This is a genomic window from Vibrio agarivorans, assembly GCF_030409635.1.
GTDB lineage: Bacteria > Pseudomonadota > Gammaproteobacteria > Enterobacterales > Vibrionaceae > Vibrio > Vibrio agarivorans.
On record NZ_JAUFQF010000004.1, the window covers coordinates 1,164,324 to 1,189,158 of the forward strand.

The 24,835-nt window shown below is 45.8% G+C and carries 25 protein-coding genes; 13 read left to right on the forward strand and 12 right to left on the reverse strand.

Features of this window, described 5'->3' with window-relative positions; translation table 11 throughout:
* Window positions 1–3 precede the first annotated feature (3 nt).
* From QWZ05_RS13915 to QWZ05_RS13930, 4 genes are all read right to left on the reverse strand, one after another.
* Window positions 4–258 (reverse strand): hypothetical protein, encoded by a 255-nt coding sequence (locus tag QWZ05_RS13915; RefSeq protein WP_290298961.1) that lies wholly within the window; start codon window positions 256–258, stop codon window positions 4–6.
* A 663-nt stretch (window positions 259–921) separates the two neighbouring features.
* Window positions 922–1,134, reverse strand: a complete 213-nt coding sequence (locus tag QWZ05_RS13920) for a hypothetical protein (protein WP_290298963.1) — start codon at window positions 1,132–1,134, stop codon at window positions 922–924.
* 233 nt (window positions 1,135–1,367) lie between these two features.
* Window positions 1,368–1,628: a Txe/YoeB family addiction module toxin gene (locus QWZ05_RS13925; RefSeq protein ID WP_290298965.1), complete on the reverse strand. Its 261-nt coding sequence runs from the start codon at window positions 1,626–1,628 to the stop codon at window positions 1,368–1,370.
* On the reverse strand, window positions 1,625–1,876 hold the full coding sequence (locus QWZ05_RS13930) for a type II toxin-antitoxin system Phd/YefM family antitoxin (RefSeq protein WP_290298967.1): 252 nt from the start codon (window positions 1,874–1,876) through the stop codon (window positions 1,625–1,627). The genes QWZ05_RS13925 and QWZ05_RS13930 overlap by 4 nt, the downstream gene beginning before the upstream one ends.
* Before the next feature lie 438 nt (window positions 1,877–2,314).
* Here QWZ05_RS13930 and QWZ05_RS13935 point away from each other — a divergent pair, with 438 nt between their 5' ends.
* Window positions 2,315–3,664, forward strand: a complete 1,350-nt coding sequence (locus QWZ05_RS13935; protein ID WP_290298968.1) for a type II toxin-antitoxin system HipA family toxin — start codon at window positions 2,315–2,317, stop codon at window positions 3,662–3,664.
* On the forward strand, window positions 3,661–4,155 hold the full coding sequence (locus QWZ05_RS13940; protein ID WP_290298969.1) for a helix-turn-helix transcriptional regulator: 495 nt from the start codon (window positions 3,661–3,663) through the stop codon (window positions 4,153–4,155). The genes QWZ05_RS13935 and QWZ05_RS13940 overlap by 4 nt, the downstream gene beginning before the upstream one ends.
* Before the next feature lie 259 nt (window positions 4,156–4,414).
* Here the strand turns inward: QWZ05_RS13940 and QWZ05_RS13945 are convergent, their stop codons facing one another.
* The 3 genes from QWZ05_RS13945 to QWZ05_RS13955 form a co-directional block, all read right to left on the reverse strand.
* The gene (locus QWZ05_RS13945) at window positions 4,415–4,744 is read right to left on the reverse strand and encodes a nucleotidyltransferase family protein (RefSeq protein ID WP_290298971.1); all 330 of its coding nucleotides are present in this window, start codon (window positions 4,742–4,744) and stop codon (window positions 4,415–4,417) included.
* A 4-nt stretch (window positions 4,745–4,748) separates the two neighbouring features.
* A complete protein-coding gene (locus tag QWZ05_RS13950) occupies window positions 4,749–5,156 on the reverse strand; it encodes an HI0074 family nucleotidyltransferase substrate-binding subunit (RefSeq protein ID WP_290298972.1) in 408 nt (135 codons plus the stop codon).
* A 273-nt stretch (window positions 5,157–5,429) separates the two neighbouring features.
* Window positions 5,430–6,653 carry an ATP-binding protein gene (locus QWZ05_RS13955; protein WP_290298974.1) on the reverse strand — a complete coding sequence of 408 codons (1,224 nt, stop codon included), beginning with the start codon at window positions 6,651–6,653 and terminating at the stop codon, window positions 5,430–5,432.
* A gap of 690 nt (window positions 6,654–7,343) precedes the next feature.
* On the opposite strand from QWZ05_RS13955, the gene QWZ05_RS13960 reads away from it, so the two are divergent.
* Window positions 7,344–9,026, forward strand: coding sequence for an SWIM zinc finger family protein (locus tag QWZ05_RS13960; protein ID WP_290298976.1), 1,683 nt, complete (start codon window positions 7,344–7,346; stop codon window positions 9,024–9,026).
* Between the two features lie 296 nt (window positions 9,027–9,322).
* On the opposite strand, the gene QWZ05_RS13965 is transcribed toward QWZ05_RS13960, so the two are convergent.
* On the reverse strand, window positions 9,323–9,985 hold the full coding sequence (locus QWZ05_RS13965) for a hypothetical protein (RefSeq protein ID WP_290298978.1): 663 nt from the start codon (window positions 9,983–9,985) through the stop codon (window positions 9,323–9,325).
* 286 nt (window positions 9,986–10,271) lie between these two features.
* On the opposite strand from QWZ05_RS13965, the gene QWZ05_RS13970 reads away from it, so the two are divergent.
* A complete protein-coding gene (locus tag QWZ05_RS13970) occupies window positions 10,272–12,821 on the forward strand; it encodes an Ig-like domain-containing protein (protein ID WP_290298979.1) in 2,550 nt (849 codons plus the stop codon).
* 441 nt (window positions 12,822–13,262) lie between these two features.
* On the opposite strand, the gene QWZ05_RS13975 is transcribed toward QWZ05_RS13970, so the two are convergent.
* Window positions 13,263–13,883, reverse strand: coding sequence for a hypothetical protein (locus QWZ05_RS13975; RefSeq protein ID WP_290298980.1), 621 nt, complete (start codon window positions 13,881–13,883; stop codon window positions 13,263–13,265).
* Between the two features lie 275 nt (window positions 13,884–14,158).
* On the opposite strand from QWZ05_RS13975, the gene QWZ05_RS13980 reads away from it, so the two are divergent.
* Entirely contained in the window at window positions 14,159–14,509 is a 351-nt protein-coding gene (locus QWZ05_RS13980; protein WP_290298982.1) for a hypothetical protein, read from the forward strand.
* Here QWZ05_RS13980 and QWZ05_RS13985 read toward each other — a convergent pair.
* On the reverse strand, window positions 14,506–15,117 hold the full coding sequence (locus QWZ05_RS13985; RefSeq protein ID WP_290298985.1) for a hypothetical protein: 612 nt from the start codon (window positions 15,115–15,117) through the stop codon (window positions 14,506–14,508). The two genes, QWZ05_RS13980 and QWZ05_RS13985, sit on opposite strands and share 4 nt — an antisense overlap.
* A 279-nt stretch (window positions 15,118–15,396) precedes the next feature.
* Between QWZ05_RS13985 and QWZ05_RS13990 the strand changes: the two genes are divergently transcribed.
* A complete protein-coding gene (locus tag QWZ05_RS13990; RefSeq protein WP_290298987.1) occupies window positions 15,397–16,569 on the forward strand; it encodes a BamA/TamA family outer membrane protein in 1,173 nt (390 codons plus the stop codon).
* A gap of 28 nt (window positions 16,570–16,597) precedes the next feature.
* Window positions 16,598–17,317: a hypothetical protein gene (locus QWZ05_RS13995; protein WP_290298989.1), complete on the forward strand. Its 720-nt coding sequence runs from the start codon at window positions 16,598–16,600 to the stop codon at window positions 17,315–17,317.
* Between the two features lie 43 nt (window positions 17,318–17,360).
* Here the strand turns inward: QWZ05_RS13995 and pssA are convergent, their stop codons facing one another.
* Together pssA and QWZ05_RS14005 are read right to left on the reverse strand one after the other, a co-directional pair.
* Window positions 17,361–18,701, reverse strand: a complete 1,341-nt coding sequence (gene pssA, locus QWZ05_RS14000; protein WP_264874396.1) for a CDP-diacylglycerol--serine O-phosphatidyltransferase — start codon at window positions 18,699–18,701, stop codon at window positions 17,361–17,363.
* A 267-nt stretch (window positions 18,702–18,968) separates the two neighbouring features.
* Window positions 18,969–19,388: a GNAT family N-acetyltransferase gene (locus tag QWZ05_RS14005; protein WP_290298991.1), complete on the reverse strand. Its 420-nt coding sequence runs from the start codon at window positions 19,386–19,388 to the stop codon at window positions 18,969–18,971.
* Window positions 19,389–19,468: 80 nt separating this feature from the next.
* Here QWZ05_RS14005 and murB point away from each other — a divergent pair, with 80 nt between their 5' ends.
* The 6 genes from murB to cysE all read left to right on the forward strand — a co-directional run bounded on the left by murB (window position 19,469) and on the right by cysE (window position 24,781).
* Window positions 19,469–20,509 (forward strand): UDP-N-acetylmuramate dehydrogenase, encoded by a 1,041-nt coding sequence (gene murB / locus QWZ05_RS14010; RefSeq protein ID WP_290298993.1) that lies wholly within the window; start codon window positions 19,469–19,471, stop codon window positions 20,507–20,509.
* Window positions 20,506–21,501, forward strand: a complete 996-nt coding sequence (gene birA, locus QWZ05_RS14015; RefSeq protein WP_290298995.1) for a bifunctional biotin--[acetyl-CoA-carboxylase] ligase/biotin operon repressor BirA — start codon at window positions 20,506–20,508, stop codon at window positions 21,499–21,501. Before murB ends, birA begins: the two co-directional genes overlap by 4 nt.
* A 122-nt stretch (window positions 21,502–21,623) precedes the next feature.
* Entirely contained in the window at window positions 21,624–22,058 is a 435-nt protein-coding gene (locus QWZ05_RS14020; RefSeq protein ID WP_264874392.1) for a rhodanese-like domain-containing protein, read from the forward strand.
* A 170-nt stretch (window positions 22,059–22,228) separates the two neighbouring features.
* Window positions 22,229–22,702, forward strand: coding sequence for a protein-export chaperone SecB (secB, locus tag QWZ05_RS14025; RefSeq protein WP_164647154.1), 474 nt, complete (start codon window positions 22,229–22,231; stop codon window positions 22,700–22,702).
* Between the two features lie 183 nt (window positions 22,703–22,885).
* Window positions 22,886–23,920, forward strand: coding sequence for an NAD(P)H-dependent glycerol-3-phosphate dehydrogenase (gene gpsA / locus QWZ05_RS14030; RefSeq protein ID WP_290298998.1), 1,035 nt, complete (start codon window positions 22,886–22,888; stop codon window positions 23,918–23,920).
* A gap of 39 nt (window positions 23,921–23,959) precedes the next feature.
* A complete protein-coding gene (gene cysE, locus QWZ05_RS14035) occupies window positions 23,960–24,781 on the forward strand; it encodes a serine O-acetyltransferase (protein ID WP_264874390.1) in 822 nt (273 codons plus the stop codon).
* Window positions 24,782–24,835: the final 54 nt, after the last annotated feature.

The window sequence follows — 24,835 nt, forward strand, 5'->3', positions numbered from 1 at the left end:
GGGTTAAGTGATGGGTGTGGCAGGGGCGTCTGTACGAAACGGCGCACGCTTAGCACGGCGGTCGAAAGTGACTTTGTTGTGCTGGCAATGCTGTGCTGGCTTTGCTGTGACCGATGATGCGGAGATGAGTAAGTTTGGAGAGCCATCTCGAGGCGACATGTCGATGAGGGAACTGGGTGCTCGGACGGATTTACGCATCACGTATCGAGTGTGTTGTTGAGTGCGACAGCGACAGATAGCGGCGTGAAATGTGCTCATTGCGGCGCAAAAAAGTGGTGAGTGGGTTATCTTTGGTCTCAGTGAAAGTGTTTGGCTTGAGACGGTTTTGCGTTGAAATGAGACGCAGGCTTTGTGCGGAGCCTTTGTAAGGCGTTGTTTTTGCTTGTTCTCTTCAAGTGGCCCCAATGGTTGCCCGCGATCGAGACCCTTAGGGAGATCGAAAAAAACGCTTACAAATCAACAACAATCACCCTCTTGATCCTAGCGCCGTCTCACCGAGTCAATCTAAGGTTGGTTTTTTGCAGCGCTGGCTATAACTTACTATCAATCATAGGGTTACTTAGAAATCTAGTTTGATCCTAGTGTAGATCTTGTTGTTCGGTTTATCCAGAAAAAAGCGCAAAAATGGAGGGGTGAGCACACGGCAAGATCATTATAAATGGGAACTTTTGAATAAACGGGAGATCAGAGCAGCTAGTAATTCTCTATTGTACAGTTTTAAGTATGCCTGACTTCCAGAGATCGTAGGCTCTTTGACATCTCGAATTAGTGATAACTTTTCAAGTTCTCAAGCCTGCATCTTCAAGTTGAACGGGTATATCTAAATGTTCATGAGCGCTTTTCTCAGCACACGCCCAATCAATAGCGTCAGAACTTATTATCATCAGTGGGTGTAAAAGCAGCCTCGTAGGGCGACTATGGTTATCCTAAGAAGATGTATTTAAGGGCTGCGATAAGTACCGCCACGCCAACACCGAACATGAATTTTTTAATCCATGATAAGTCTGTTTTGATTTCGCTTAAGTCAGCTTTTAAGTCCTTGTGAAGCACTTCAAGATCACTTTTAGTTGCAGCTTCATTGCCATACATTTCACCGAAAAGGTTTACCATTTCTTCGGCTTGCTTTTCATTCATACCTGCGCTTTGTAAACGCTTGATTGCCTTATAGTACCAACTCTGACGCTAGGAAATCGGCCACATAGACGCTGAGCGTTATACCTATTGCCTCGTGGTGTGCCCACGTCAGTAACACATCGGTTCGCTGATAGTTCAGTGCGGTATTGACCAGTAGTGGAATGTAATGGGCAGGGGGAGCGCCAGCACCCTCGCGACCTGGTTGATGTTCGAATTTGATGTTTGTAGCAAGGCTATACGCCGTAATGAAACCGCAATTGAGCGATAAGAATGGTATTGTCTTGATAACGGTAGACGATGCGATGCTCATCATTGATGCGGCGTGACCAATACCCAGATAAGCCGTGTTTGAGTGGTTCTGGTTTTCCTAGGCCATTGTAGGGTTCACGCTGTATATCTTTTATTAGCGTATTGACCCTTTTGAGGAGCTTCTTATCGGTTTTTTGCCAGTATAGGTAATCTTCCCAAGCATTGGTTGAGAAAGTGAGTTTCATTCAAGGAGCTCTCTTTCTTGCCCATTGCCAGACTCCAGTTCTGCCATAGATTCAAGTAATCGACGAGCATTCATCGGAGCACGCAATAGGTAGGTGGTTTCTTGCATCGCTTCATAATCCTCAAGAGAAATCATGACGACAGGTGCTTCGCTTTTGCGTGTAATGATTACTGGAGCATGATCATTACATACTTTTTGCATAGTAGTAGCAAGGTTTGCTCTGGCGGCTGTGTAGCTAATTGCGTCCATTTTTACTCCAAAGTGTTCATGTACGTATTTATGTACATAGTCTAAAGGGGCGTATAAGAATGTTCAAGTCAGATCGTAGGTTTTGTAAAAGAGAAAATACAGAACACCTATGTTCTTAACTATCTACATTCTAGAACCAGGCTTCATGCGACTTGAGAGCCTTATCGGTACTAACGGAAATAGTACGGACCGTTACCCTTCGGCACCTTACCCAAATGTATTCAATCTATAACTCACCAGTTCAAGTACTTACTGGTGAACGCTTATGCTTGGCGCATCTCGTTGAGCGTCATGAACGGCTCATATTACTCTACATTTATTGATAACTTAAGGTGTCAATAAAACCTAAAGTTTCAGATAATGAGTAGACTAAGTTACTTAAATTTGGATAAGATGAATTTATGAGTAAAGTAGCTCTCATAAATTAGGGGGGTATTAATGGAATCACTCACGATACAAGCTTATTTATCAGATCAATGGTCTGACATAGCTCAGGTTACATTCCCGAAAAGTGAGGAAGGTAACTTCTTTACAACTGAAATTCACTACCTGCCTGACTATGCTATTGAGTCGATAGATAGAGATGATCGGCATGCCGTATCACTAAATCACCCTGTCAGTTTCTTCTTTGATGACAAAGGACGTCCAGGTTGGTTGAGGTTTCTCGATGACATAATGCCGAGTGGGGCCAGTCGGCGATACTGGGTCAAACAGCTTGATATTGAAGATCTACCTATTGACCAGCAAGACTTTATCCTCTTGAAGTATGGAACAATCTCTCCAGTTGGTAACTTAAGGATTAAAGATTCACTTCCTAATCGCTCAGAAAAGTCTGACTCACTATTCTTCTCGACAAATGACGTTATCAATCGTGGTAGTGATTTTCTAGACTATGCGCAGGAAAGAGGAGCAGTGGCAGGTGGCGCAACGGGTGCTGGAGGAGAAGCTCCTAAGCTATTGTTGCGCTGTTCTTCAGAAAATAGAATTTGGATTGATAGCTATCAAGACGACAATAAAAACCAAGATACACACTATCTAGTCAAATACCCCAGAGGCTCAAGAGGAAAGACGGACTGTAATATTCTACGAGCTGAATATCATTTCTACCATGAGCTAACGACCTTGGGGATAGAAACTATTCCCCTAGAGTGCATGAGGTTAGAAGAAGGAGAAAACTACCCTTCTCTTTGGCTGCCGAGATTTGATGTCTATTTCGATCAACAAGGAGTCATGCAGCGTTTCGCTATGGAATCGGTCTACTCTATTTTAAGTAAGGGACCGGCTAGTATTCTTGAGCATGAAAAAACCATTAGAGCACTCATTGATAAAATAATGAATAGTCATATGGTCACGGAACAAGGGTATCAGTTTGATATTCAAAACTTTGTTATAGAGTGGGTAAAAAGAGATCTCGTGAACATCCTATTTGGTAACAGCGATAATCACGGAAGAAATACTTCTTTCGTTAAAGGAGATGGGTTTATTAAGCTCGCTCCTGTCTATGATTTTGCTCCAATGAAAGCCGATCCAGAGGGGATACCTAGAGCCACCAAATGGAAATCACCACTTGAGGTAGGTGGAGAGTATGACTTTGAAGGCATTGCCGACACATTATCAGACTTAGTGCTAAAAGAAGTGCTGATGCATGAGCTAAAAGTGTTGGCAAAAAACTGTTTAACTTTGAAAGATAGGCTTCAAAAACGAGGTGTACCTGAACAAATTTTAGCAATGCCAAGCATCGGTATGGATTTCATTGAATCAAAAATAGAAAAGTGGGGATTGCTATGAGTAGTCATGACTCAAAACGCCAAGATGGACAAGCTTTGAATTCCTCATCAGAGTCTGTGCACGACACCATTGCACGACTACGTTCAAATCAAGCTCGCTTAAAAAATACCGTTAGCTCAGTACAGAGCTCTTCAGATCAAACCTCTAGCACTCAGACTAAGGGCGTGCAGAAACGAGCTTCTAAAAATGCGAAGGCGGTTTCTGTATTGGAAAGGCAAAGTCGGATAAACAAGGTGATTCATGCTTTGCTCATTAGAGACTTAACGCAAGGTCAAGCTCTTAAAGAACTGAGAATGGAAGTGCTAGGCATCAAACAAGACGCTTTTGCAAAGATGGTTGGAGTCTCAAGAAAGACAATCTCTGAGATAGAGAATGATCGAGGAGCGTTTAAAACGGATATTCTCGACAAAGTGTTTAAACCATTTGGGCTAAAAGTTGGACTGGTCCCGGTATCAGCTAGTCTCCTAAATTCTGCACTTAAAGAGCAGTGATACATGATGGTTGACATACGCATGAACAAGTCCGTTGTCCTAGAGCCTGTCCTAGGCTCAGATGTGTCCTTAATTGTGACTGTTTGCCACAAAATAGCGTCCTATGCTTGTGCTTTTGTCCTTACTTCTAGGGCGGTTTTTGTTCAAGCCGCTTTTTTGAGCTTAGATGGCACTTTAGCCCCCAGACCGGCAAGGTTTACGACAGCCTCTTACTCTGTGTAATGAGTGGAGTATCTTCGGTCGGGTAGAGGGCTGCAGGTTACTTTAGTTGGATCCCATGTTGATTAATGTGTGCGAGCAGCTCTTGTGATGTGATAGTGCGTTTGTTCACGACATCGACCTTATAAGGGAGTGATGACTGTTCAAATTGGTCCTGAATTTGTGCGATGGTACTCATAGAAAGATTTGCACCGTCAAGGGCAAGATCGATATCGGAGCTGTCTTTGAAAGTTCCTATTGCTCTTGAGCCAAATACCCACACCTGTTCTACGAGCGGATGTCGAAGAACAATGGCTTCAATCAACTGATATTGGTGTGGCTGTAGGCCCATGGCCGCTGCGGAGGAGTCGAAGTTGTGCATGTACGTCATTCGCCTAACCTTGCTTGGCTTTTAAATACTCTGTCACTTGTTCAATCACCGGGGCAAATGAGCCCAAGATGAGCTTCTGAGCCGCGAGAACATTTTCTTCATCGTAAGTGTGTGACAAAAGGTTACGTTTGATTAGTGCCTCCAACAACGTCTCGCATTGTTGTGATGATAGGTGTCTCGCCTCAAGGGCCGTGCGGATGACACTGCGTGGAGAGGCTACATCAAAACCTTCAAATTCGAGCAGATCTTTGAGTGTTTTCCAAGTTAGTTCGAAGGAAAACTCAAACGTTTGCACTAGGCCAGCGAGTTCTAGTTCATTATAACTATCTTGCGCGCAGGCCTTTTTTAGTCTTTGCTGTGCTTTGCTTAAATTCTGTAAACGTTGTTTCCAACGATCTGGGTTTGAGTTCATTGTTGTTAGCCTAGCTACAGTGTTAATCACTGTCGTTACTTTACTGTGTTTAAGGTAGTGATGATAGAGGAGGCTTCTTTAAATGATCTCAAAACACCCAAAATCTAACACAGAATGAATCAGGAAAGCTCACAAACGTTTTGGTTTAGTAAAAGTAGACGCATCGCCTGGGTTTAAGCAATTTCAAGTGGTTATAGATCAACTAGCTTTGCTCCTAGTGAAGAGCCTTGCCCCATTGCGTATTTCTGTGTTGTTAGGGGTTCCAACTCAAGATTAGAGCAGATCTGCCGATATCATAATCAGACCATCTTTGATTAACGGCTCAGTAATCTCATAATTTCCATCATGGTCAACATAAATCCACCCTTCTTCAATCAATAGATTCTTTGCTACACGCAAAGCCGTTGCGCTATACGACAGTTCAAGCTGTACACTAGGATTATTCTCTAGCACAGATACCGCGTGGTTCGCTACATAGTAAAGCAATGCAACTTCTGCTTTCTTCTTTGCGCTCATTTTGCTGGCAATTAGTATTTTTGCATCGCTTAAACCGTCACGCACAACTACGCGTTGCCACGCATCATCAACAATACTAATCGTTATTACGGTGTTATTTTTGCTTGCTTGCTTGAACACTTCCCTGCAGTGCAAGGTGAAATCACGCGGATGACCGTTTGTGTAGTTATAGATAGCCTCAGCAACACCTGCTTCAACAGTGAACCTGCACTCATTGGCGACTTGATGGACTCTAGACTTGCATTTATCAAATGAAAACCGTGGGAGTTCAACCTTTGAGCACATTTTGTAAAGCGCCTCTTCTTTCTCTATAAGTTTTTCCATCATTCGCTTATGACTACCACAAAAAGCGATGGATATGTTCTCACAGTGTTGTAGGCCAGAGCGAATATCCCATGAAATAGGGTTGCCAGATTTTCTCTCATCCTTACCAACAATCTCGTTTACTTGTTGGTATTCGTCTAACATCATAATGATTTTGATATTTTGCTCGACTGCAACATTGTCAAGTACCCGCAACGCCTCACCGATACTAACACTGTCAGCGTCTACCCGATCTCGAAGCTCTACATTAAGTTGGGAGTCACCGACGGTTAAGCCAAACAGCTTCACGAACCGACTAATACCATTCAATGAGTCTGTAAAAAGCTTCAACGCCTTTTGTTTATTGTTTAAGCACTTCTCACCCGCAGTTGCGATATTTTTCAGTATCAGTTTGTACGCCATGTCTTTTGTTGCACATGAGCTTAAATCAATATTGAGAAAAATGACGTCATTGAACCCATAGACATCTTTTTCAAGCGTCAACTGTCGGCAAGCCTCGGTCAGTGCGGAAGTTTTACCGAACCGTCGCCAATTGGACATCCAAATGCTATCGGAGGACATGATGGATAACTTGATTTCTTCGATCTCATCTTCTCGGTTGAAAAAACTGTCGCCCTTGGCAACTGAAAGCGAAAAATAGTTAGTATAAATTTTCATATCGCAAACCTGTCTGTGACCATGTTAGACCCACTATACTATAGCCACTATACTATAGCCACTATACTGTAGTCACTACGCTATAGTGATCGTAAGATATTGTGTGACAGCGTCAACAACACAGAAATACAACAGAGCCGTTTTCAGCCAGTAGCAAATTGTTCAAAACGGATATTCTCGACAAAGTGTTTAAACCATTTGGGCTCAAAGTTGGACTGGTCCCAGTATCAGCTACCCTTCTAAATCCGGCATTTAAAGAGCGGTGATATATGATGGTTAACATACGCATGAACAAGCCCGGGAGTGAATGTCGGTTTGCTCTCGAAGCGCAGAACAATGAGCTTGTGAATCCTCACAAGGTCGATGTTTCTCGCGTGTGGCCAAGTTAAAATAGCCAGATGTTCAGTGCAATCGTGACGATCACAACGATAGGAACACCAATGTAAGCGATAGCGACAATGTGTTTGTCTATCCAGTTGATATAGCGTTGTATCAAAATAGACTCCTTTATCGGTTTGTGGGTTGGCGAAGCCGAGTCTCTCTATTTCTAAAAGCATAAACCATTTTTGCACAAAAATGGATTAACGATAGTATGGATAGCATTGAGTTAAAGGGCGCTAGCCAACAGTAGGGCGCGGTGCATCTGAAACAGCAGAGACGGACTATCGTGAAATATAAGGTTTGTTAACAATGTCTATCATGGAAATGCTTCAAGCGCTCGCAGAGCCTCAAACGATTAGCCGAGGAAAATCGCTCGCTAAAAACGGCAAGGTACAAATTGAAACACAAACCCATGACAAAGCGGTCGCCAAAGTGCTTGGGACGCGTCCCTATTCTGTTGTGGTCAGTCAAGAAAACGGTTTTTATGCGGCGTGCAATTGCCCTGCTGCCGAATATCAATCGGTGTGCAAGCATGCGGTTGCCACCGCCTTGATGGTGTGGGGAGAGCAAGCACAACCTCACTCAGGCGTTGGCGAGTATCGCGTCGAGACGGAACCTCGAGCACAACCCGAGCTCTCCCTTTATCAATGGCTGCGTGAAAAGCCGGTAGAAGAGCTGGCCGATATTGCACTATCACTGATTGAATCCGACAGTGAGACTTATGATTTTTGGCATCAAAAGATGCTTATGTCCCGTCAGGCGCTCCCAGAAAAAGAGCTCAAAAAGCGCATCACCGCCGCTTTGCCTAAACGCGCAATTTGGTATCCAGAGCAAGTCGAGCGGTATTTTGACAAAGCCTTGGTGAAATTAACGTTGGTTTGGGAAGGAATGACTAACCTTGGTGCAGAGGCGCAATGGCGACTGCTCAGCTACGCAGAGGATCGCTTTGTGAGCCTGTTTGACAAGATAGATGACTCCTACGGTTATCGTTTTGAACTCGAGCAACAGTTAAAAGTCTGGCAACTTGAAGTGTTCCCGAACCTTGATTGGAGTGGGGACAAGAAAGGTCAGTGGCTGTTTCATCGTTATACCCAAGAGCATTCGATACTGAATATCCCAACCGATATTGAAACGACGCCGGGTTCGAGTGAGGCTTTACAAGCCTTTTATTTTCGCTGTGAACAAGCGCTGATGGAGGAAGATAACTCGACAGCAAGGTGGTATTTGGCGAAACCTTTACTAGAGAAAGCACGTGCAGAGGGTCATTGGCAACAAGAGTCGAAGTGGCTGCAGCAAAGCGCGACATCGAGTAAGGACTGGCTTGAAGTTTGCCGCTTACACCTCAAGCATCATGATGAGTTTGTCGCAGAAGATCACTGGCTTCGAGCCAAGCGATTGGCCACAACACCTTTTGAGGCGAACGCTTGCTTGCGCACAAAAATCGATGTTCAAATCGCGCTCGATGAGCCGATGTTAGCGTGGGAAAGTGCGCAGGCGTGGTTTGCACATCATGCAACATTTGAGGCGTACCGTGTATTGATAGATTATCAAGCGACATTAGCGCCCGATGAAACGATTGAGGCGTGGTGTGAAACGCAGCTTCAAGTGACTTTTGAGAGCACTCAAGATCCTTGGCGTCGGCTCGGCGCCAATGAAAGTCTGATTGAGTATTACCTTCATCATCGGGTGCATGACAAAGCAATGGCTCAAGCAGAGGCTTCACCGCTTTCTGACGAGCTATTGATGCGCTTATGCCATCGTGTACTCGATGAGGATACGACATGGGCGTTTAAGCACTACTATCAGGTGATTGCACAGCGCATTAGGCAAACCAATAACCGGGCCTATCATGAAGCCAACACGTTATTGGATGACATCGAGCAATACAGTATCAAACCGGCACATCGAGAGCGCTATCTTGCGTTGATAGCGCAGTTGCAAATCGAGTTTAAGGCGAAGCGTAATATGATGGCGTTGTTGGCTCAGCGTTAAAGGCGGGACGATAACGCCTTTCAACGTACAATTTGAAATGCGGGTAATCAGTGTCATTACTTGAAAAACTGGTACCTTCGAAGTAAAGAGGGTTACAAAGGCTTGCACGTCTACTTCAAGAATCGAAGTAATTTTTACTTTCCATGGGAATTGCAGATCTGGGATCAAGACGATCTGCAATCTAATGTTGATAACCATGAAAGGTTTAAGAGAAGTTTTATTCAGTAACGCTATGCACTCTATCAGTCGTTGTACAGAATCAATGGCTTTATCAGCTGAGCAGTAATGGACTCAAGTTAATACCAGTCTCCAAAATAGTCATTGAGATCACGGATAAGTTTGTCTTCGTCCGTTTGATAACGACGTTTGGTTTTCTCGAGTTGCTCAAGGTAAGGCTCTGATGGAATGGATAGGCCAAGGTGCTGCTCGTCGCTGAACGGCTCTCCTATACAGGCATCGGAAATTTCAATAAGAGAGCCGTTGTTGCGGTAGATGCATTGCCACTGCTGTGCGTTGTCATCCCAGCGGCGCTCTTTACTGTTTTCACCCACTTCAATCAGCACGCTATGCTCAAGCGAGCCATTAAATGCATTTTGAGCGAGGACATCACCAAACCACTCCTGCCACTCCATCAACTGAATGCGATTTAATGTCCCATCTTCACGTGTGATCACCCCATTATTTTCAAGGCGAGTGGCGTTAAGCATCGGCTGGCCACTGGTAGAGCGCCAAAAACTCAATGAGCTGACGCCCTCTTTACTGTTGGCGGGTTGGCCGTATTGATAGTAGCGATAGTGGGTGGTTCCGGCTTGGTTTTCGATGATGGCTGGTGTGCAGTCAGAGTGGGGTACGAGGCTATTTTTTACATACCCGATTGTGCCAAGCACTGCAAAGGCTTCGACATTGTAGATTTGGCCATCGACTTTCGCCGTCGTACATTCATACAGATCATCAATCAATAATGCGAATCGAGTCCTTGCAACCTGTGATGAGAAATAAACTGAATAAGCCAACGGCGTGCAGCTTTTGCATTTCAATATCCTTTTGATGTGGTAGCTGATGAATAAAATAAAAATCGCAAATAAGTTATCAGCCTACAATGAGTGAGTGATTATCATTCAAGTGAGCCTTAGCGACATCAATGTTTAATTTGTTAAATATGTTACTAAGTATTTCAGTGTTGTGTGATTTTGTTTCCAAAAAAGCTTTAATGCACATAATTTCACTGCAATCAAGGAGTAAGATGTGAAAGCTTGGCATTGGAGCGTAGCTCTGCCTGTGGTCGTTCTGACCGGGTGTAATTCAAGTAGTGGTGACAACCCACCCCCACCAGCCGATGAGCTCATCTCGGTTTCTATTTCCTCAAAGCCAGACGATATGTTGGTTGGTAGTACGTTTTCTCTCACGGCAAAAGCCGTTTGGAGTAGCGGTAATACTGAAGACATCACTGATTCAGCTCAGTGGAGCGTGACACCTATGGATGCGGCAAAAGTCAACGGTAGTGTTCTGACCGCGCTGGCAGTGACAGACGCTGCCCAATTGGATTTGTCCTATCAAGGTAAATTTGATAGCGCGAGTTTTTCTATTTCTGCGCCTGATGAAGAGATTACGCTAGAAAGTATAGAGCTGTCAGGGTTTGAGCCTTCGATGTTTGTTGGGGAGTCTCAATCATTGACGTTAACGGCCTTCTATAGTGACAAGAGTGAAAAAGAGGTGACTGAAGTTGCTTCTTGGTCAACAAGCAATGGTGAGTTTGCATCGGTTGACGCTGGTATGGTCACAGGTATTGGCGCAGGGAGTGTTGAGATCAGTGCCACGTTTGATGGACTCTCTGAGTCGACCTTTATTGAAGTGATGGAGGTGCTACCTGAGCTTGTTGAGCTAGAGATCCGAAATCATACACCAGAGCTTATTGATGGCTATTCCATGGCTTTAGAAGCCTGGGCGCACTACAGCGATGAGTCCTCAGACAACATTACGCAAGAGGCAACATGGTTGAGCTCTAATGAGGACATTGCGAGTTTTACTCATAATATGTTGCAGTCACATGCAGAAGGTGAGGTCGAGATCACACTCAGTTTTGATGAGCAATCTGCGACAGAGACAGTGACGGTACTCCCTGCCGAGGCGATAAGCATTCTGCCAAATATATCAAGTGGCAACACACTACAGATCACCGAGGATGACATTCTTTCAAACACCGTAGTCGTGGCGTTATCAAATGAAAAACTTGAAACGTATAATGACGCTGAGTTTGCCTTTGATGATAAAGCGACAGATGCGCAAGGCTACACTCTGCTTGAGCTAGGTGAGAGCAATACGCGGGCTTTACGCAGCGGAGAAACCCAATTTACGCTCGGAAGTATTAACGAGAGTCTCCAAAAGCGATTAGGCGAATTAGGAATAGAGTTTGAGCTTGTTGAGGATAGCAATATTGCTTCGGCCGTTATCGATCTTCAAGTGACAGATAACCCAGATATATACCAGTGGAACCAGGTCATTGTTCCTGATCCAGAAGGCCTGTATCTCAAGCAAATGTTTACACAAAATGATCGTGTCTATTTTGTTTGGAACTCTGGCAGTTCCGCAAACAATAATAGTGGTGTGTTGTTATCTTGGTTTGATGGGCAGAGTTTTTCTGAGCCGGTGACAATATTGGATTATGGTTTTGTAGACAGCAGTAACCACATGATTAATGGCGGTGGTAATGGTCTGGCATTAATTACAATCAAAACCGCAATCAACACTTATGAAACTCATATTGTCGACCTATCAAATCTAGAGGAAACGCATCGAGTTAAGTTTGATGATTATGAACATTTATCCACAATCCCATCGATGCATGTTCAGGGTGCCGTTGCTTTTGATGAATCAGGAAACTTGATTGTTGTGACTAAAAAAACCATGGAACTGACTTTCCACCGGTATTTTCCTGAGACACAAACTTGGCTTGAAGCGCCGATGACACTTCGTGCTGAGCGGATCGCACAGCAATTGACGCACCCGAATCATCTAATGATTGTCCAGCAAGAGCGCTCGCCACTGGATACACCTATCTCTTTCATGTTCTTTAACCTTTCTGATTTCGCGGTAGAGACAACTGTGCCACTTCAATACCCTCAAGATGTCAGTGAGTATTGTGAGACCAATAGAACAGCAGGTTATCATTTAGGTGTGAGCTTAACGCAAGATTTGGAGAGGTTTGCGGTGCATTGTTACGGTAAGGTGGGCACAGGCTCATCCCCAGCACTGCAAAGGCTTGTTTGGGAAGATGCGACACAAGCACCGTTTGCTTATACTCCTGAAGAGACATTAAGTCTTGAGCGTTCAAGCTATCAACCGGTTGTGGCTCATATTGGTGAGAGCATTTTGGCTAACAGCGATTACACAAAAGACGTTTACGGAAAAGAGTACCTGAATGTCGATCACCTTACAGAAGGCGAGTTGATACTGCATGCACAGGATAAGCCGGCGGACAGTCAGTTCTTTAGTCATGCTTATGTTAATCAAAACACGGCAAACAATACGGTGTTAGATACTTCATTCCTCGCGATGGATAACCCTTATGTTGAAGATGAGGCTGTATTTGTGTACCAAGATGGTATTGCTATTTTTGACAAGGCGCTGAAAACTTTGAGCTACGATGATGCCCTGTATGGCACAAAGTACTGGGGAGCGAAAGGCGATTACATGCGTTATCTTTTTGTCTTAAATGGGGAGTGGCATATGCTGACGCACTCAACAACACCGAGACAATTTAAGGTCGCTACATTCCAAATGCGCAACCCTAACTAACGAATCGGATTTCATCAGTTAGCGTTTGTTTATTCAAGAGAAGGGAAGTCATCAAACTTCCCTTCTTTTTATTGGTCTTGTTGAGTGTACAAACCTAAACACATTTAGCCACTCGAGTTGGCCTAATTTAGGGAAACTTATCGACATAGCCGATTGCCAAGCGAGTATGAACAAGTGTCTCAATGGCAATTGAGTGGCGGATGATAGTGTCTCACCTTAGATATGAGGTGCAATTAACTAATTGAAAGTGAGCTGTTAATCGACAGATTTCGATGTGCACCCTAAGGCCGCAGTAGCCTTAGGGTGTCTAGTCGCATTTTTATTTCGGAAAACATACCAATCAAGGCTTGAGGGCGGGTAACCGCGTTTTTTGTTGCTTAATCTTAAATTAGCAGAAGCAACTAAGAATGGACTTATCTTTTGGTGTGTTTTCTGAGCGACTTACGAGTAGATTGAGTTTGGTTTGCGAATGGCTATCACATGCCAAGCTGCCGCACACAGAGTGAGAGTGTAGGCGAGGAGCTCTGTCCCTTCTTTTGCAATGTTTTTTGCTGCACGGTGATAGCCGTGATTCAGAATGACCTGCCAAAGGTCACCCATACCAAAGAGTCGAGAAAACATCATGAGAGTGCCCATGGCTGCGAGCATCAAGCCAAAACTCGGGTGGCGCAAGTAGGCTTGAAATGCTTCGAGTGTGCTTTCTCTGTGTCGGAAAAAACTGTAGTAAATACAACTAATCGCTACCGCCCAAGCTGGATACTTCCAAAAACCATGGACTATCTGGTCAAACACCCCATCTAATTCACGGATCAGTAGACAAGTAAAGAAACCACCCAGCAGCACCGCAAAGCTACGGTATGAGTCAGTGCGGCAAAGACTAAAGTAAAGCAAGGCCACAACCAGTAAAATTGTTTCTTGAGCGTATTCAATGAAAGAGCTTTCACCAGCATGACTACCAAGTAAGCGCACGTCAACGTGAATGACGAGAGCAGCAAGTGCAAGAATGATAAAGACAGTAAAGCTCTTGATGAAGAGCTCACTCATAATAGGGTGTTTGTTCATGATTTTCCTCGACGAGATGAGTCTAGTTGCACATTGCCAGAGAAGTCATTTCCAATAAGTGCATCCAGTTGCATTGTTGGCGGTTATAAAGTGTAAGGGAAAACGCTTAAAGAGGGGGATTCGGTATATGTAAGTGATTGTGACAATTGGGTGATAGTTTTGCGTAGAGCTTGGAATAACTGAGGCCGTCTTCGAGTGTCAGTTCAAATGATGAATTGAATCCGTTCTCCTAGTATCTATAATGCATGCTCATTTGTTGAGAAGATGTGAGTGATATGAAAAATCTTTCGATGATGGCACTTGGATTAGCGGTGCTGACAGGGTGCTCTAGTATAGACAAGCTTGACGCTGTCGAGCCCAAAATGACGCGTTCGGATCTTTATGAAACACTCGGCAAACCAGAAAGAATTCGCTTTTATAGTGATAAAGAGGAGTTGCAATACCATTTAAGAGAATCGCCTCATTGGTGGGCATTAACCGGGTGTGTCGCACTGCCGGCTGCGATCCCAATCTTTGGTGTGATGTGGATCTCTGATGGGTGCTTGGGTGAACAAAAAGAGGTCAATGTCACTTTGCAAGAGAGCGTTGTGATATCAACCGAGGTGCTCAGCGAGAAAGGCAGTTAATCTTTCTCGATGTTAGCTAGCGATAAGCAATACCAGACGCTTGCACATGCGATTAAGGTATAGCTGACCAACTCTATGCCTTCTTCTGCGGTATTTTTTGCTGCGCGAGCATAACCGCCTTGTAGAAGATACTCCCAAAGATCACCCATGCCAAAAAGGCGCGAAAAAATCATGAGTAGCGCCATTGCACCAAGCATGAGGCCAAAGCTTGGGTGTTGCATATACTGTGTCAGTGAACGGAGAGTGGCTTCGCGATGCACGAAGAAGCTGTAATAGCAGGCGCTGATAGCGATGATCCAGGCGGGGTATTTCCAGAACCCGTGGACAATGTGATCAAACACGCCATCAAGCTCGCGAATCAATAAGCAGCTAAAGAAAGCGCTCATAAGAAACAGTAGACCCTGATGCGCTTGGTGTTTCTGCCCTTTTATAAAGAGGTAGATAACTAAAAATAGCAGGATAAGATCTTGGCTGTATTCAATGAGTGAATCTTCGCCTGCTTTGCTATCGAAGAGTCGCACATCAATATGTATCACTAAGGCTGCTAAAGCCGTGAATACGAAGACCAATAGGCCTTTTTTCGTCAGGTTTACAAGCGCAAATGGCATAGTTAATTCTCTGATTTTTTTGTTGTTTATTCTTTTTAGGCTAGAAATGGATGAGGCAAATCTCAACCTCGGGCGCAGGCGTTAAAGCGGTCTTCTCACATTTATGGGAGGGAGGTCGCCTCGTGGCAATAATCTTAATGGGGCTCTACTAATGACTAAAACTAAAATAGAGATGTGAATCACATCGAAAAAACTCTGCGTTGTTCACTCAACGTTCACACGATTAATGTTTATAATGCTCGCTTCATTAACAAGTTGTCATTTCTTTCAAGGACGTCCATGAATACCAAGCCTCAGCTGCCGCTCTGGCCATTATGTGCTCTCGCGCTCAGTCACTCTGTGTATGCCTCTTCTGTTGAGCCTCTGTTTGATACCCCTGAATACCTTGAGCATACCTTTGTCGATGACTTATTGGATGTCTTTGGCGCGGATGGCGGATTTGATGAGAGCAAAACCATCGATATGAGCTACCTGCCGACGGCCTACTACACGCCTGAGAAAAAGTTTGGCGTCGGGCTATTAATGGTGGGGCTTTATCATACTGATGGCTCGAGTGGTGCAGAGCAGCCGTCTTCACTGGTGGTGAACTCGTTCATTTCGCAGAATAAGTCTTATGGCGTGTCGATTGAAAATATGACCTATTTCAATCAAGGTAAGCAGCGTTTACTGCTCGATGTGGAACTGCACAACGAAGCCTCAGTCTATTATGGCAAAGGCATTGCCGCAGGTGACATTGATAGCAATAAACACGAGTTTGATGAGGTGTTGTACTCGTTTAAACCGACGTGGATGACGGCATTTGGCCGTGATTACTATCTTGGTGTCGGCGGCGAGATTACCTACGCGAAAGCAGACAAACTTGAGCATGTGGTGGGAGATAACGGCTCGACGCCCTTTTATGAGCTCCCAAGTGGCACCAGTGCGGGTGTGGTGTTGTCGAGTGTGTATGACTCGCGGGATTATCGCTTGAATGCGAGTGAGGGGTGGCTTTTCCAATTGGATGCAGGGCTGTATCAGAACTTTGAAAGTGACAAAACATATAGCCTCTATGATCTAGAGGTGGCGAACTACATTAACCTGAATCCGGTTCCAGGTTTGATTGCATGGCAGGTACAAGGCCAATTCAGTGAAGGGGATGTGCCTTGGTATGCAATGCCGGATCTTGGCGGCTCAAGTGCGATGCGTGGCTATATCAAAGGGCGTTATCGAGACGACCACATGATGATGGGGCAAATGGAGTACCGCCTGCCGATTGTTCAGCGTCTTGGCATGGTCTTTTGGGGCGCCGCGGGCAGTGTTGCCCCTTCAATTTCTAAGCTCAGTGATGATATCCTTACCTCGTACGGGACGGGCTTTCGTTTCCGCATCAAAGATAAAATCAATCTAAGAGCCGATGTCGGTTTTGGCCAAAACGAGACCGCCTTCTATCTCAACGTCAACGAAGTATTTTAGGGTAATCATTAATGAAGCGAGCTCTTCGATGAAGTATGCTGCAGTGAGCATTTTGGCACTGCTAACCAGCATGGCTGCCACCGCTGATACCACAGTTTCATCGGCGCCCGAACAGTGTGAAAAGACAGCGTATTATCACATCTATCTCAGTGGTATTCGCACCGGCTACATGAATCGCACGGAAACGTGGGAGGGCACAAACGCGACCGTGACCTCTCAAAGTAAGGCCAGCATTTTGGGTATTGGCACCCAATACGATCAAGAAGCGACACTGACCTGGTCAGAAGAGAGTGACAGCTGGCTGACGACGTCTTTTCATCAAGTGGTGTCTGGCTTTAAGAGCCGTGATATGAAAGTCAGCTTTTCTGACGATGGCAGTGAAACTGCTGTCGATCTCGATGGCGAGGTGACGCAATATCAAAACGACGGTGAGCCGCTGCGCGATGTGGATACCCTATCTGTGCAGATCCGCCAGCATGTGTTAGATGGTGACAAAACTTTTTCACTCACGCGTCAAGCCACCGATGGGCCAGAGCCGTACGATTATCAGGTCAAAGATCTCACGACCATTAAGCTTGATAAGTGGGGCGAGATCGACGTGATTCCGGTGAAACAAACCGGAGAAGAGCGGATCACGTTTTGGTATGCGCCTTCGTTGGACTATCAGTTAGTCAAAGCACGCTATCACGGTTTTATACTGCAAGGTGGGGCGGAGCTTCAGAGGTATGAGAGTAGCTGCATTGAATAAAAAAACGGAAGGCGCGGCACCTTCTGTTTTTTTTGAGAGTGACTTAAAGCAGTTGCTTCAATACCCCATCCGCTTTCACTCGCTTGATCTTACGAATTAATCTCTGCGCCGATTCTGGGTAATTCTCAATCTTCTCGACTTGCTTATACGTGCAAATGAGCTGCGTGTGCTCAAGGATCTGTTCGCGCTCTGCCTCAAATTTATCGTTGAGGTGGTGGTAGTGATCTTGAATTAAAATGGCATTTTCTAAATCCAACTTCCAAGCGCGTGGGTTAATGTTATTACCCGTGATGAGCATATAGCGCTTATCAATCCACATACCTTTTAGGTGATAGCTGTTGGCGTCGTGTTTCCACAGGCGAATCGAGAGCTTGCGACTGGCAATATGTGACTCATTAACTTTGGCAAAGCGGCGCAGGTTCATCTCGTAGAGGTAAGGCACGCCACCGATGGTTTTGAATTCTTCTTCTGGCGAGATATAGAAATCATTCGCGGTTTTATCACCCACTACAATCGTTACTTGTACGCCGCGCTTGAGCGCTTTTTTCACTTCTTTTGCCACACTGCGTGGGAAGTTGAAGTAAGGGGTACAGATAAACACTTCATCTTTTGCTGCAGCAATTAATTGGGTGATGGTTTTGTTGAGTTTATTGCGTTTGTTGCCAAGCCCAACGATGGGCGTAATAGCCACTTTCTCTGCGCCGACTTTCTCTGGTGAAAAGTGGTACTCGGCGCGAGATAGGGTCGAGCGGAACTGGCGGATGTCCGACTTGATCTCTTGCGTTTGAGGCTTTGAGTCACTGGTGAGCTCGTTCACAGCGGGGTGGTCAATCATCACCTGTTGCACGAAATTTATCATGCTATCTGCCAGTGCTTTGTGCTGGAAGATATGGTAACGGTCGTAGCGGTAACGCTCTTCTTGGTGCAGGTAGATGTTGTTTAAGCTGGCGCCGCTATAGATAACTTCATCGTCAACAATGTAGCCTTTCAGGTGCAGCACGCCAAAGACTTCACGCCCGCGAACAGGAATGCCATAAACAGGCACCTTATGTTCATGCTTGTTGGCGTAGGCTTTGTACATCTGCGCGTTGCCTTCTGAGCTTTCTGCGCCAATCAACCCACGCTGTGCACGGTGCCAGTCAACACACACTTTGATATCAAGCTCAGGGTTGCGCTGCTTGGCGGCATACAGAGCATCCATAATTTCACGACCCGCTTCGTCATCTTCTAGGTACAGAGCCACCAAGTAAATGCGCTCTGTTGCTCCAGCAATCGCTTCAAGTAGTTTGGTCTTGAAGGCCTTGGCTGAGTGCAGCACATCAAACTGCTCCGGTGCCATCGCGAGCGTTGGAAGTTGTGAAAGTAGATTGCGAGTGACCATCATGGTGTCAGTATTACCTATCTGTATGCAAAATTGCGAACATTGGATAGTAGCAAATTTCTATTTCCCAAGTATAGAAATAGCGCACAGAAGGGGTGAACAAATGTAACGGGGTGTGAGGTTGTGCTTAACTCCTCCCCCTTTTTCAAGGGGGAGGCCGGGAGGGGGTTAAAAGGGCTAGCGGCCATCGCAGGCGCTTGTGTGTGCTAAAAAGTTGCGTTAACCCCACCCTAACCCTCCCCTTGAAAAGGGGAGGGGACAAGAGCTGCACTATTGGTTTTGCCACCTCATCGCCACTAACTTCTTCCCACTCCCCGTATAGCGCAAATAAAGCCCTTTCAACGCCCCAGGAAGTTCATCTGTAGCGACAGCCTCAAACCCATGCTGTGCGTAAAACGCTTCAAGGTGTGTATAAGCAAAGCAGTAATCTTTCTCCCTGAGCACTTCACTCTGACAGTAATTGAGTAGCTGGTGTCCTAAACCTTTTCCTTGCTGCTCTGGCGCAATCAGCATGCCCGTCAGCAGGCGATAGCCTTCAATGGTGCGAAAGCGCACCACCGCACACAGCTGCTTTTCTATATAGCCAACGATAATCAACTCATCGCGTTTAGGCTTTGAAGGGTAGTACTGCTTATAAAGGCGCGTGACTAAAGGCAGTTTTATTGGGTCTAGTGGCTCAATATCTAACATTGCGATAAACAAGTGGCTTAGGTTTTGGTGTAAGATGTGGGCAGTTTAATTGACCTCACACACCGGTTCAAACAGTACGCATGCAATTCAAATCTCATACTAGCTTAGCGCCTTATCACACATTTGGTATTGAACAAACGTGCCAACATCTTGTTGAAGTTTCTTCTGTTGAAGAGCTTATTGAGCTCTATCAGTCACCTCAATGGCAAGACCTGCCCAAGCTGTTCGTTGGCAAGGGCAGCAATATGCTGTTTACCGAGGCGTATCAAGGCATCGTTGTCATTAACCAACTGCTTGGAAAACAAGTCACACAAACAGATGAAGCCTTTCATCTGCACATCGAAGGTGGTGAAGACTGGCCATCGCTGGTGGCGTGGTGTGTCGAGCAAGGGTATGACGGCTTGGAAAACCTCGCCTTGATCCCTGGCTGCTGCGGCTCTGCGCCTATCCAAAACATTGGGGCTTATGGTGTTGAGTTTGCCGATGTGTGTGAGTATGTCGATATTTTATGCCTAGAATCCTTCAGCATTAAGAGATTGACGCGTGATGAGTGCCTGTTTGGTTATCGCGATTCAATTTTCAAACATGCGCTGTATGAGAAAGCGATTGTGGTTGCTGTGGGCTTAAAGCTAGATAAAAACTGGCAAGCGAACACGCAATATGGCCCTTTAAAAGAGATTGAGGAGCCGACCGCCAAAGCCATTTTTGAGCGCGTGTGTCAGGTGCGTATGGAAAAGCTCCCAGACCCAGCGAAAAGCGGTAATGCGGGCAGCTTTTTCAAAAACCCTGTGATCAGCAATGCGCAGTATCAAGCGCTTGTTGAGCAATACCCAAACATGGTGGCTTACCCAGCAGAAAGTGGAATGAAAGTTGCCGCAGGCTGGCTTATCGACCAATGTGGCCTCAAAGGCCAGCGTCAAGGCGGCGCTCAAATTCATCCTAATCAAGCCTTAGTGATTGTAAATAAAGACAACGCCAGTGCTAATGATGTGGTGTTGCTCGCCGCGACAGTGCGTAATGCGGTGTGGAAAAAATATCGTATTGCACTTGAGCATGAGGTGCGTTTTATGGGGGCAGTGCAAGAGACGCGCTTAGAGCGTATTGTGGGAGAGTTGCAATGATCCCACGCACGCCAAAAGCCAAGCTCGATATTTTACGCCTGCTCGCTCAAGGTGGATTTCACTCTGGCGAAGAGATTGGCAAAACACTTGGCATCAGCCGAGCGGCAGTGAGCAAACACATTAAAGGCATTCAAGAGTGGGGCGTTGAAGTTTTCTCTTTGCAAGGTAAAGGCTATCAACTGGCCGAGCCCATGACGCTGCTTGATGCGGAGCGTATCGCTTCTCACACCCATGCGCCAGTAATGCTTCACCCAGTGATTGATTCCACCAATCAATATTTGCTTAATCAAGTGGATAGCTTGGAAAGCGGCACGACCTGTATTGCCGAATATCAATCTCAAGGGCGAGGCCGTAGAGGTCGTCAATGGGTGTCCCCGTTTGGTGCTAACCTATACTTGTCGATGTATTGGCGCTTAGAGGCCGGTATGGCGGCTGCCATGGGCCTGAGCTTGGTGGTTGGCGTTGCCGTAGTGGAGGCGTTAGAGTCGTTAGGGGTTGCTGATGTGAAGCTGAAGTGGCCAAACGATCTCTATTATCAGGATAAAAAACTGGCAGGTATCTTAGTTGAGCTGTCTGGCCAAGCGGGCGGAGCGGCACACCTTGTGATTGGTATGGGCATGAACATTGCCATGTCAGAGCAAATACCAGGTATTGATCAGCCGTGGGTCTCTCTTAAACAAGTGATTGAAGAGCATGAAAGTCACCCACTGCGTCTAATACAAGGTGACGTCGATAGGAATCAATTGTGCGTTGCGTTTATCAATGCTTGGCAAACTGCCCTGCAAGATTATGAAGAGCAGGGCATGCATAGATTTGTTGAGCGCTGGAATCGCGTGGATAACTTTCTCAATCGCCCGATTAAGTTGATGATGGGGCAGCGTGAAATATCGGGTATATCGCGTGGGATCAACGAACAAGGCGCGGTGTTAATCGAGACCGAGCAAGGTGTAGAGGCGCATATTGGTGGAGAGATCTCACTTCGAGGCCTTTGATTGTAGTAAAGCATGAAAAGCCCCTAGTCGGGCTGTCGGCGAGTGGTTATACTTGCCACTTAATTTTTTCAGCTGACTCCATACGGGAGTGGGCTTGGTTTATCAGGAAATGAGCAGCGGATATGCAAGAATATTTAGAGTTTTTCCAACAGAACATGATTATGTCTTTGGTATGGGTGGGTTTGTTTATTGCATTGATTGCGAACATCTATAAGTCAGCAACAGCAGCATATAAAGAAGTCACCGCTAACCAAGTGACTCAAATGATGAATAAAGAAGACGGTGTTGTTGTCGATATTCGCTCAAAAGATGAGTACAAAAAGGGTCATATTACTGACTCAGTTCACATTTTACCGTCAGAAATCAAAGCGGGTAACCTAGGTAGCCTTGAAAACAAGAAAGCGAACCCAATTATCGTAGTATGTAAGACTGGTCAAACTGCCGCGGAAAGCGCAAATGAGCTTGCAAAAGCAGGCTTTGAGAAGGTTTACCTGCTTAAGAACGGTTTGATTTCTTGGAACGAAGCGAACCTACCACTGGTACGTGGTAAGAAGTAATTCTTCAGGTTCTGTGTTCAATTGGCGAAATAAAAGCCGGAATTGAGCAAGAGTTGTGAGAGTAGACACGAAATCGCAACAACACCTAGTTATTCTTAAAGCGCTCGGTTAGTCTCGAGATAACACAAAGAGCTACCGAGTGTAGTAAACAAAATTTAAAGGAAATAAAAATGGCTGAAGCAGCACAACCACAAGCGCCAGAGCAAAACTTCACAATTCAACGCATCTTCCTAAAAGACTTGTCTTTTGAAGCGCCAAACTCACCAACAATGTTCCAAAAAGAGTGGAACCCAGATGTAAAACTGGATCTAGACACTCAAAGCCGTGAGCTAGGTGAAGGCGTATACGAAGTGGTTCTACGCATTACTGTGACAGTTAAGAACGCTGAAGAAACAGCTTTCCTATGTGAAATCCAACAAGGTGGCATCTTCACAGCAGCGAAAATGGAAGCGGGCCAACTAGCTCATTGTCTAGGTGCATTCTGCCCGAATATCCTATTCCCTTACGCGCGTGAAACTATCTCAGGCCTAGTCGTTAAAGGTACGTTCCCACAATTGAACCTAGCGCCAGTTAACTTTGACGCATTGTTCATGAACTACCTACAGCAACAAGCACAGCAAGAAGGTCAGCAAGCTGACGCATAATTGCAGCTGACAATCTAACAAGATTTCGAATGCACAAGGTCTAACCCAAGATCTTGTGCATTTTTTGTTTCACACTAGACGGTTATTTATTTAATAATAGTCGCTTAACTCTCCCACTCTCATCAGTACGACAGCACCGTGTATGCACTAGACTAATGAGAGATAAATTCAAAGGTTGACTCTATGACTCAAGCTTCAAACGCGCTTCCTTACGGCAAACCGATCAGCATGACGGTGATTGGCGCAGGCTCCTACGGTACTTCTCTGGCGATTTCTTTGGCGCGTAATGGCGACAATGTGGTGATCTGGGGACATGAGCTAGAGCATATGGCTCAACTTGAGGCCGATCGTGCCAACCATGAGTTTCTACCGGGAATCGAATTTCCAGACAGTTTAATTGTTGAATCTGATCTAGAGCGTGCATTAGCGGCAAGCCGTGATGTGTTGGTTGTCGTGCCAAGCCATGTGTTTGGTATCGTGCTTGGCAGTATGAAGCCCTACCTGCGCGAAGACGCGCGTATCTGCTGGGCGACGAAGGGCCTAGAGCCTGAGACAGGTCGTCTGCTAAAAGAAGTGGCTCACGATAAACTTGGTGACCAATATTCACTGGCAGTACTCTCTGGTCCTACGTTTGCCAAAGAGCTCGCGATGGGGATGCCAACGGCCATTTCGGTCGCCTCACCAGACGCAGAATTTGTGAAAGAGCTGCAAGACAAGATCCACTGCAGTAAGACGTTCCGCGTTTACGCTAATTCAGATTTCATCGGTATGCAGCTTGGTGGCGCAGTAAAGAACGTGATTGCGATTGGTGCTGGCATGTCTGATGGCATTGGCTTTGGCGCGAATGCGCGTACGGCCCTGATCACTCGTGGTCTTGCGGAAATGACTCGCCTTGGCGCTTCGCTGGGCGCACAACCGGAAACCTTTATGGGTATGGCGGGCTTGGGTGACTTAGTGTTAACGTGTACCGATAACCAATCACGTAATCGCCGCTTTGGTCTAGCTTTAGGCCAAGGTAAAGATGTCGACTTAGCACAACAAGAGATTGGTCAGGTGGTTGAAGGCTATCGCAATACCAAGGAAGTGTGGTTATTAGCCAACCGCATGGGGGTAGAGATGCCGATTGTCGACCAAATCTATCAAGTGTTGTATCAAGGCAAAGATGCGCGTCAAGCGGCACAAGACTTGTTAGCGCGAGATAAAAAAGCCGAAGCATAAACGCTAGGCAAAAAGAGAAAGAGAATTTAGGAAGTGGCAATGAAATGCTGTGAAAAACAGAAAGTGTGGCAATGCATCGTCAAGGAAGCACGAGAGCTAGCAGAGCAAGAGCCGATGCTAGCGAGCTTTTACCACGCGACTATTATCAAGCATGAGAGCTTAGCGGCGGCGCTAAGCTACATTCTGGCAAACAAATTGAAAACGGCTTCAATGCCTGCCATGGCTGTACGTGAAGTGGTGGAAGAAGCGTTAGCGGCTGACCCTTCTATCAGTGAGTCAGCGGCTTGTGATATTTGTGCCACCGTAAACCGAGATCCTGCGGTTGCAATGTACTCAATGCCACTTCTTTATTTAAAGGGCTACCATGCTCTGCAAGGCTATCGTGTTGCCAACTGGCTATGGAAGCAGGGCAGAGTGGCACTGGCAACCTACTTACAAAACCAAATCTCAGTCGCGTGTCAGGTGGATATCCACCCAGCAGCGAAGATCGGTAAGGGCATCATGCTCGACCATGCGACGGGTATCGTGATTGGTGAAACAGCAGTGGTAGAGAATGATGTCTCTATCTTGCAAGACGTCACCTTAGGCGGTACGGGTAAAGAGTGCGGCGATCGTCACCCGAAAATTCGTGAAGGCGTAATGATTGGCGCTGGGGCGAAAATTCTTGGTAACATCGAAGTGGGCGAGGGAGCGAAGATTGGCTCGTGCTCGGTTGTTCTGCAAGCCGTGCCTGCGCATACCACCGTGGCGGGTGTGCCAGCTAAGATAGTGGGCCGGCCGAAAACAGATAAGCCGTCTCTGGACATGGACCAGCAGTTCAATGGCAAGTCGCAGTACTTTGTTGGCGGGGATGGTATCTAAAGCCGTAAATTACGCATTCAAATGAAAATGGCCTCATCAAGTGATGAGGCCATT

Bases quoted from the DNA above. Each gene is read 5' to 3' on its own strand.
- QWZ05_RS13950 (WP_290298972.1), bottom strand. From the start codon at position 5,156: ATGAACTCAAACCCAGATCGTTGGAAACAACGTTTACAGAATTTAAGC.
- secB (WP_164647154.1), top strand. From the start codon at position 22,229: ATGGCTGAAGCAGCACAACCACAAGCGCCAGAGCAAAACTTCACAATT.
- QWZ05_RS13920 (WP_290298963.1), bottom strand. From the start codon at position 1,134: ATGAATGAAAAGCAAGCCGAAGAAATGGTAAACCTTTTCGGTGAAATG.
- QWZ05_RS13945 (WP_290298971.1), bottom strand. From the start codon at position 4,744: ATGACGTACATGCACAACTTCGACTCCTCCGCAGCGGCCATGGGCCTA.
- QWZ05_RS13940 (WP_290298969.1), top strand. From the start codon at position 3,661: ATGAGTAGTCATGACTCAAAACGCCAAGATGGACAAGCTTTGAATTCC.
- QWZ05_RS13980 (WP_290298982.1), top strand. From the start codon at position 14,159: ATGAAAAATCTTTCGATGATGGCACTTGGATTAGCGGTGCTGACAGGG.
- QWZ05_RS14020 (WP_264874392.1), top strand. From the start codon at position 21,624: ATGCAAGAATATTTAGAGTTTTTCCAACAGAACATGATTATGTCTTTG.
- QWZ05_RS13990 (WP_290298987.1), top strand. From the start codon at position 15,397: ATGAATACCAAGCCTCAGCTGCCGCTCTGGCCATTATGTGCTCTCGCG.
- cysE (WP_264874390.1), top strand. From the start codon at position 23,960: ATGAAATGCTGTGAAAAACAGAAAGTGTGGCAATGCATCGTCAAGGAA.
- QWZ05_RS13975 (WP_290298980.1), bottom strand. From the start codon at position 13,883: ATGAACAAACACCCTATTATGAGTGAGCTCTTCATCAAGAGCTTTACT.
- birA (WP_290298995.1), top strand. From the start codon at position 20,506: ATGATCCCACGCACGCCAAAAGCCAAGCTCGATATTTTACGCCTGCTC.
- QWZ05_RS13915 (WP_290298961.1), bottom strand. From the start codon at position 258: ATGAGCACATTTCACGCCGCTATCTGTCGCTGTCGCACTCAACAACAC.
- pssA (WP_264874396.1), bottom strand. From the start codon at position 18,701: ATGATGGTCACTCGCAATCTACTTTCACAACTTCCAACGCTCGCGATG.
- QWZ05_RS13985 (WP_290298985.1), bottom strand. From the start codon at position 15,117: ATGCCATTTGCGCTTGTAAACCTGACGAAAAAAGGCCTATTGGTCTTC.
- QWZ05_RS13925 (WP_290298965.1), bottom strand. From the start codon at position 1,628: ATGAAACTCACTTTCTCAACCAATGCTTGGGAAGATTACCTATACTGG.
- QWZ05_RS13955 (WP_290298974.1), bottom strand. From the start codon at position 6,653: ATGAAAATTTATACTAACTATTTTTCGCTTTCAGTTGCCAAGGGCGAC.
- QWZ05_RS13935 (WP_290298968.1), top strand. From the start codon at position 2,315: ATGGAATCACTCACGATACAAGCTTATTTATCAGATCAATGGTCTGAC.
- QWZ05_RS13960 (WP_290298976.1), top strand. From the start codon at position 7,344: ATGTCTATCATGGAAATGCTTCAAGCGCTCGCAGAGCCTCAAACGATT.
- QWZ05_RS14005 (WP_290298991.1), bottom strand. From the start codon at position 19,388: ATGTTAGATATTGAGCCACTAGACCCAATAAAACTGCCTTTAGTCACG.
- QWZ05_RS13995 (WP_290298989.1), top strand. From the start codon at position 16,598: ATGAAGTATGCTGCAGTGAGCATTTTGGCACTGCTAACCAGCATGGCT.
- QWZ05_RS13930 (WP_290298967.1), bottom strand. From the start codon at position 1,876: ATGGACGCAATTAGCTACACAGCCGCCAGAGCAAACCTTGCTACTACT.
- gpsA (WP_290298998.1), top strand. From the start codon at position 22,886: ATGACTCAAGCTTCAAACGCGCTTCCTTACGGCAAACCGATCAGCATG.
- murB (WP_290298993.1), top strand. From the start codon at position 19,469: ATGCAATTCAAATCTCATACTAGCTTAGCGCCTTATCACACATTTGGT.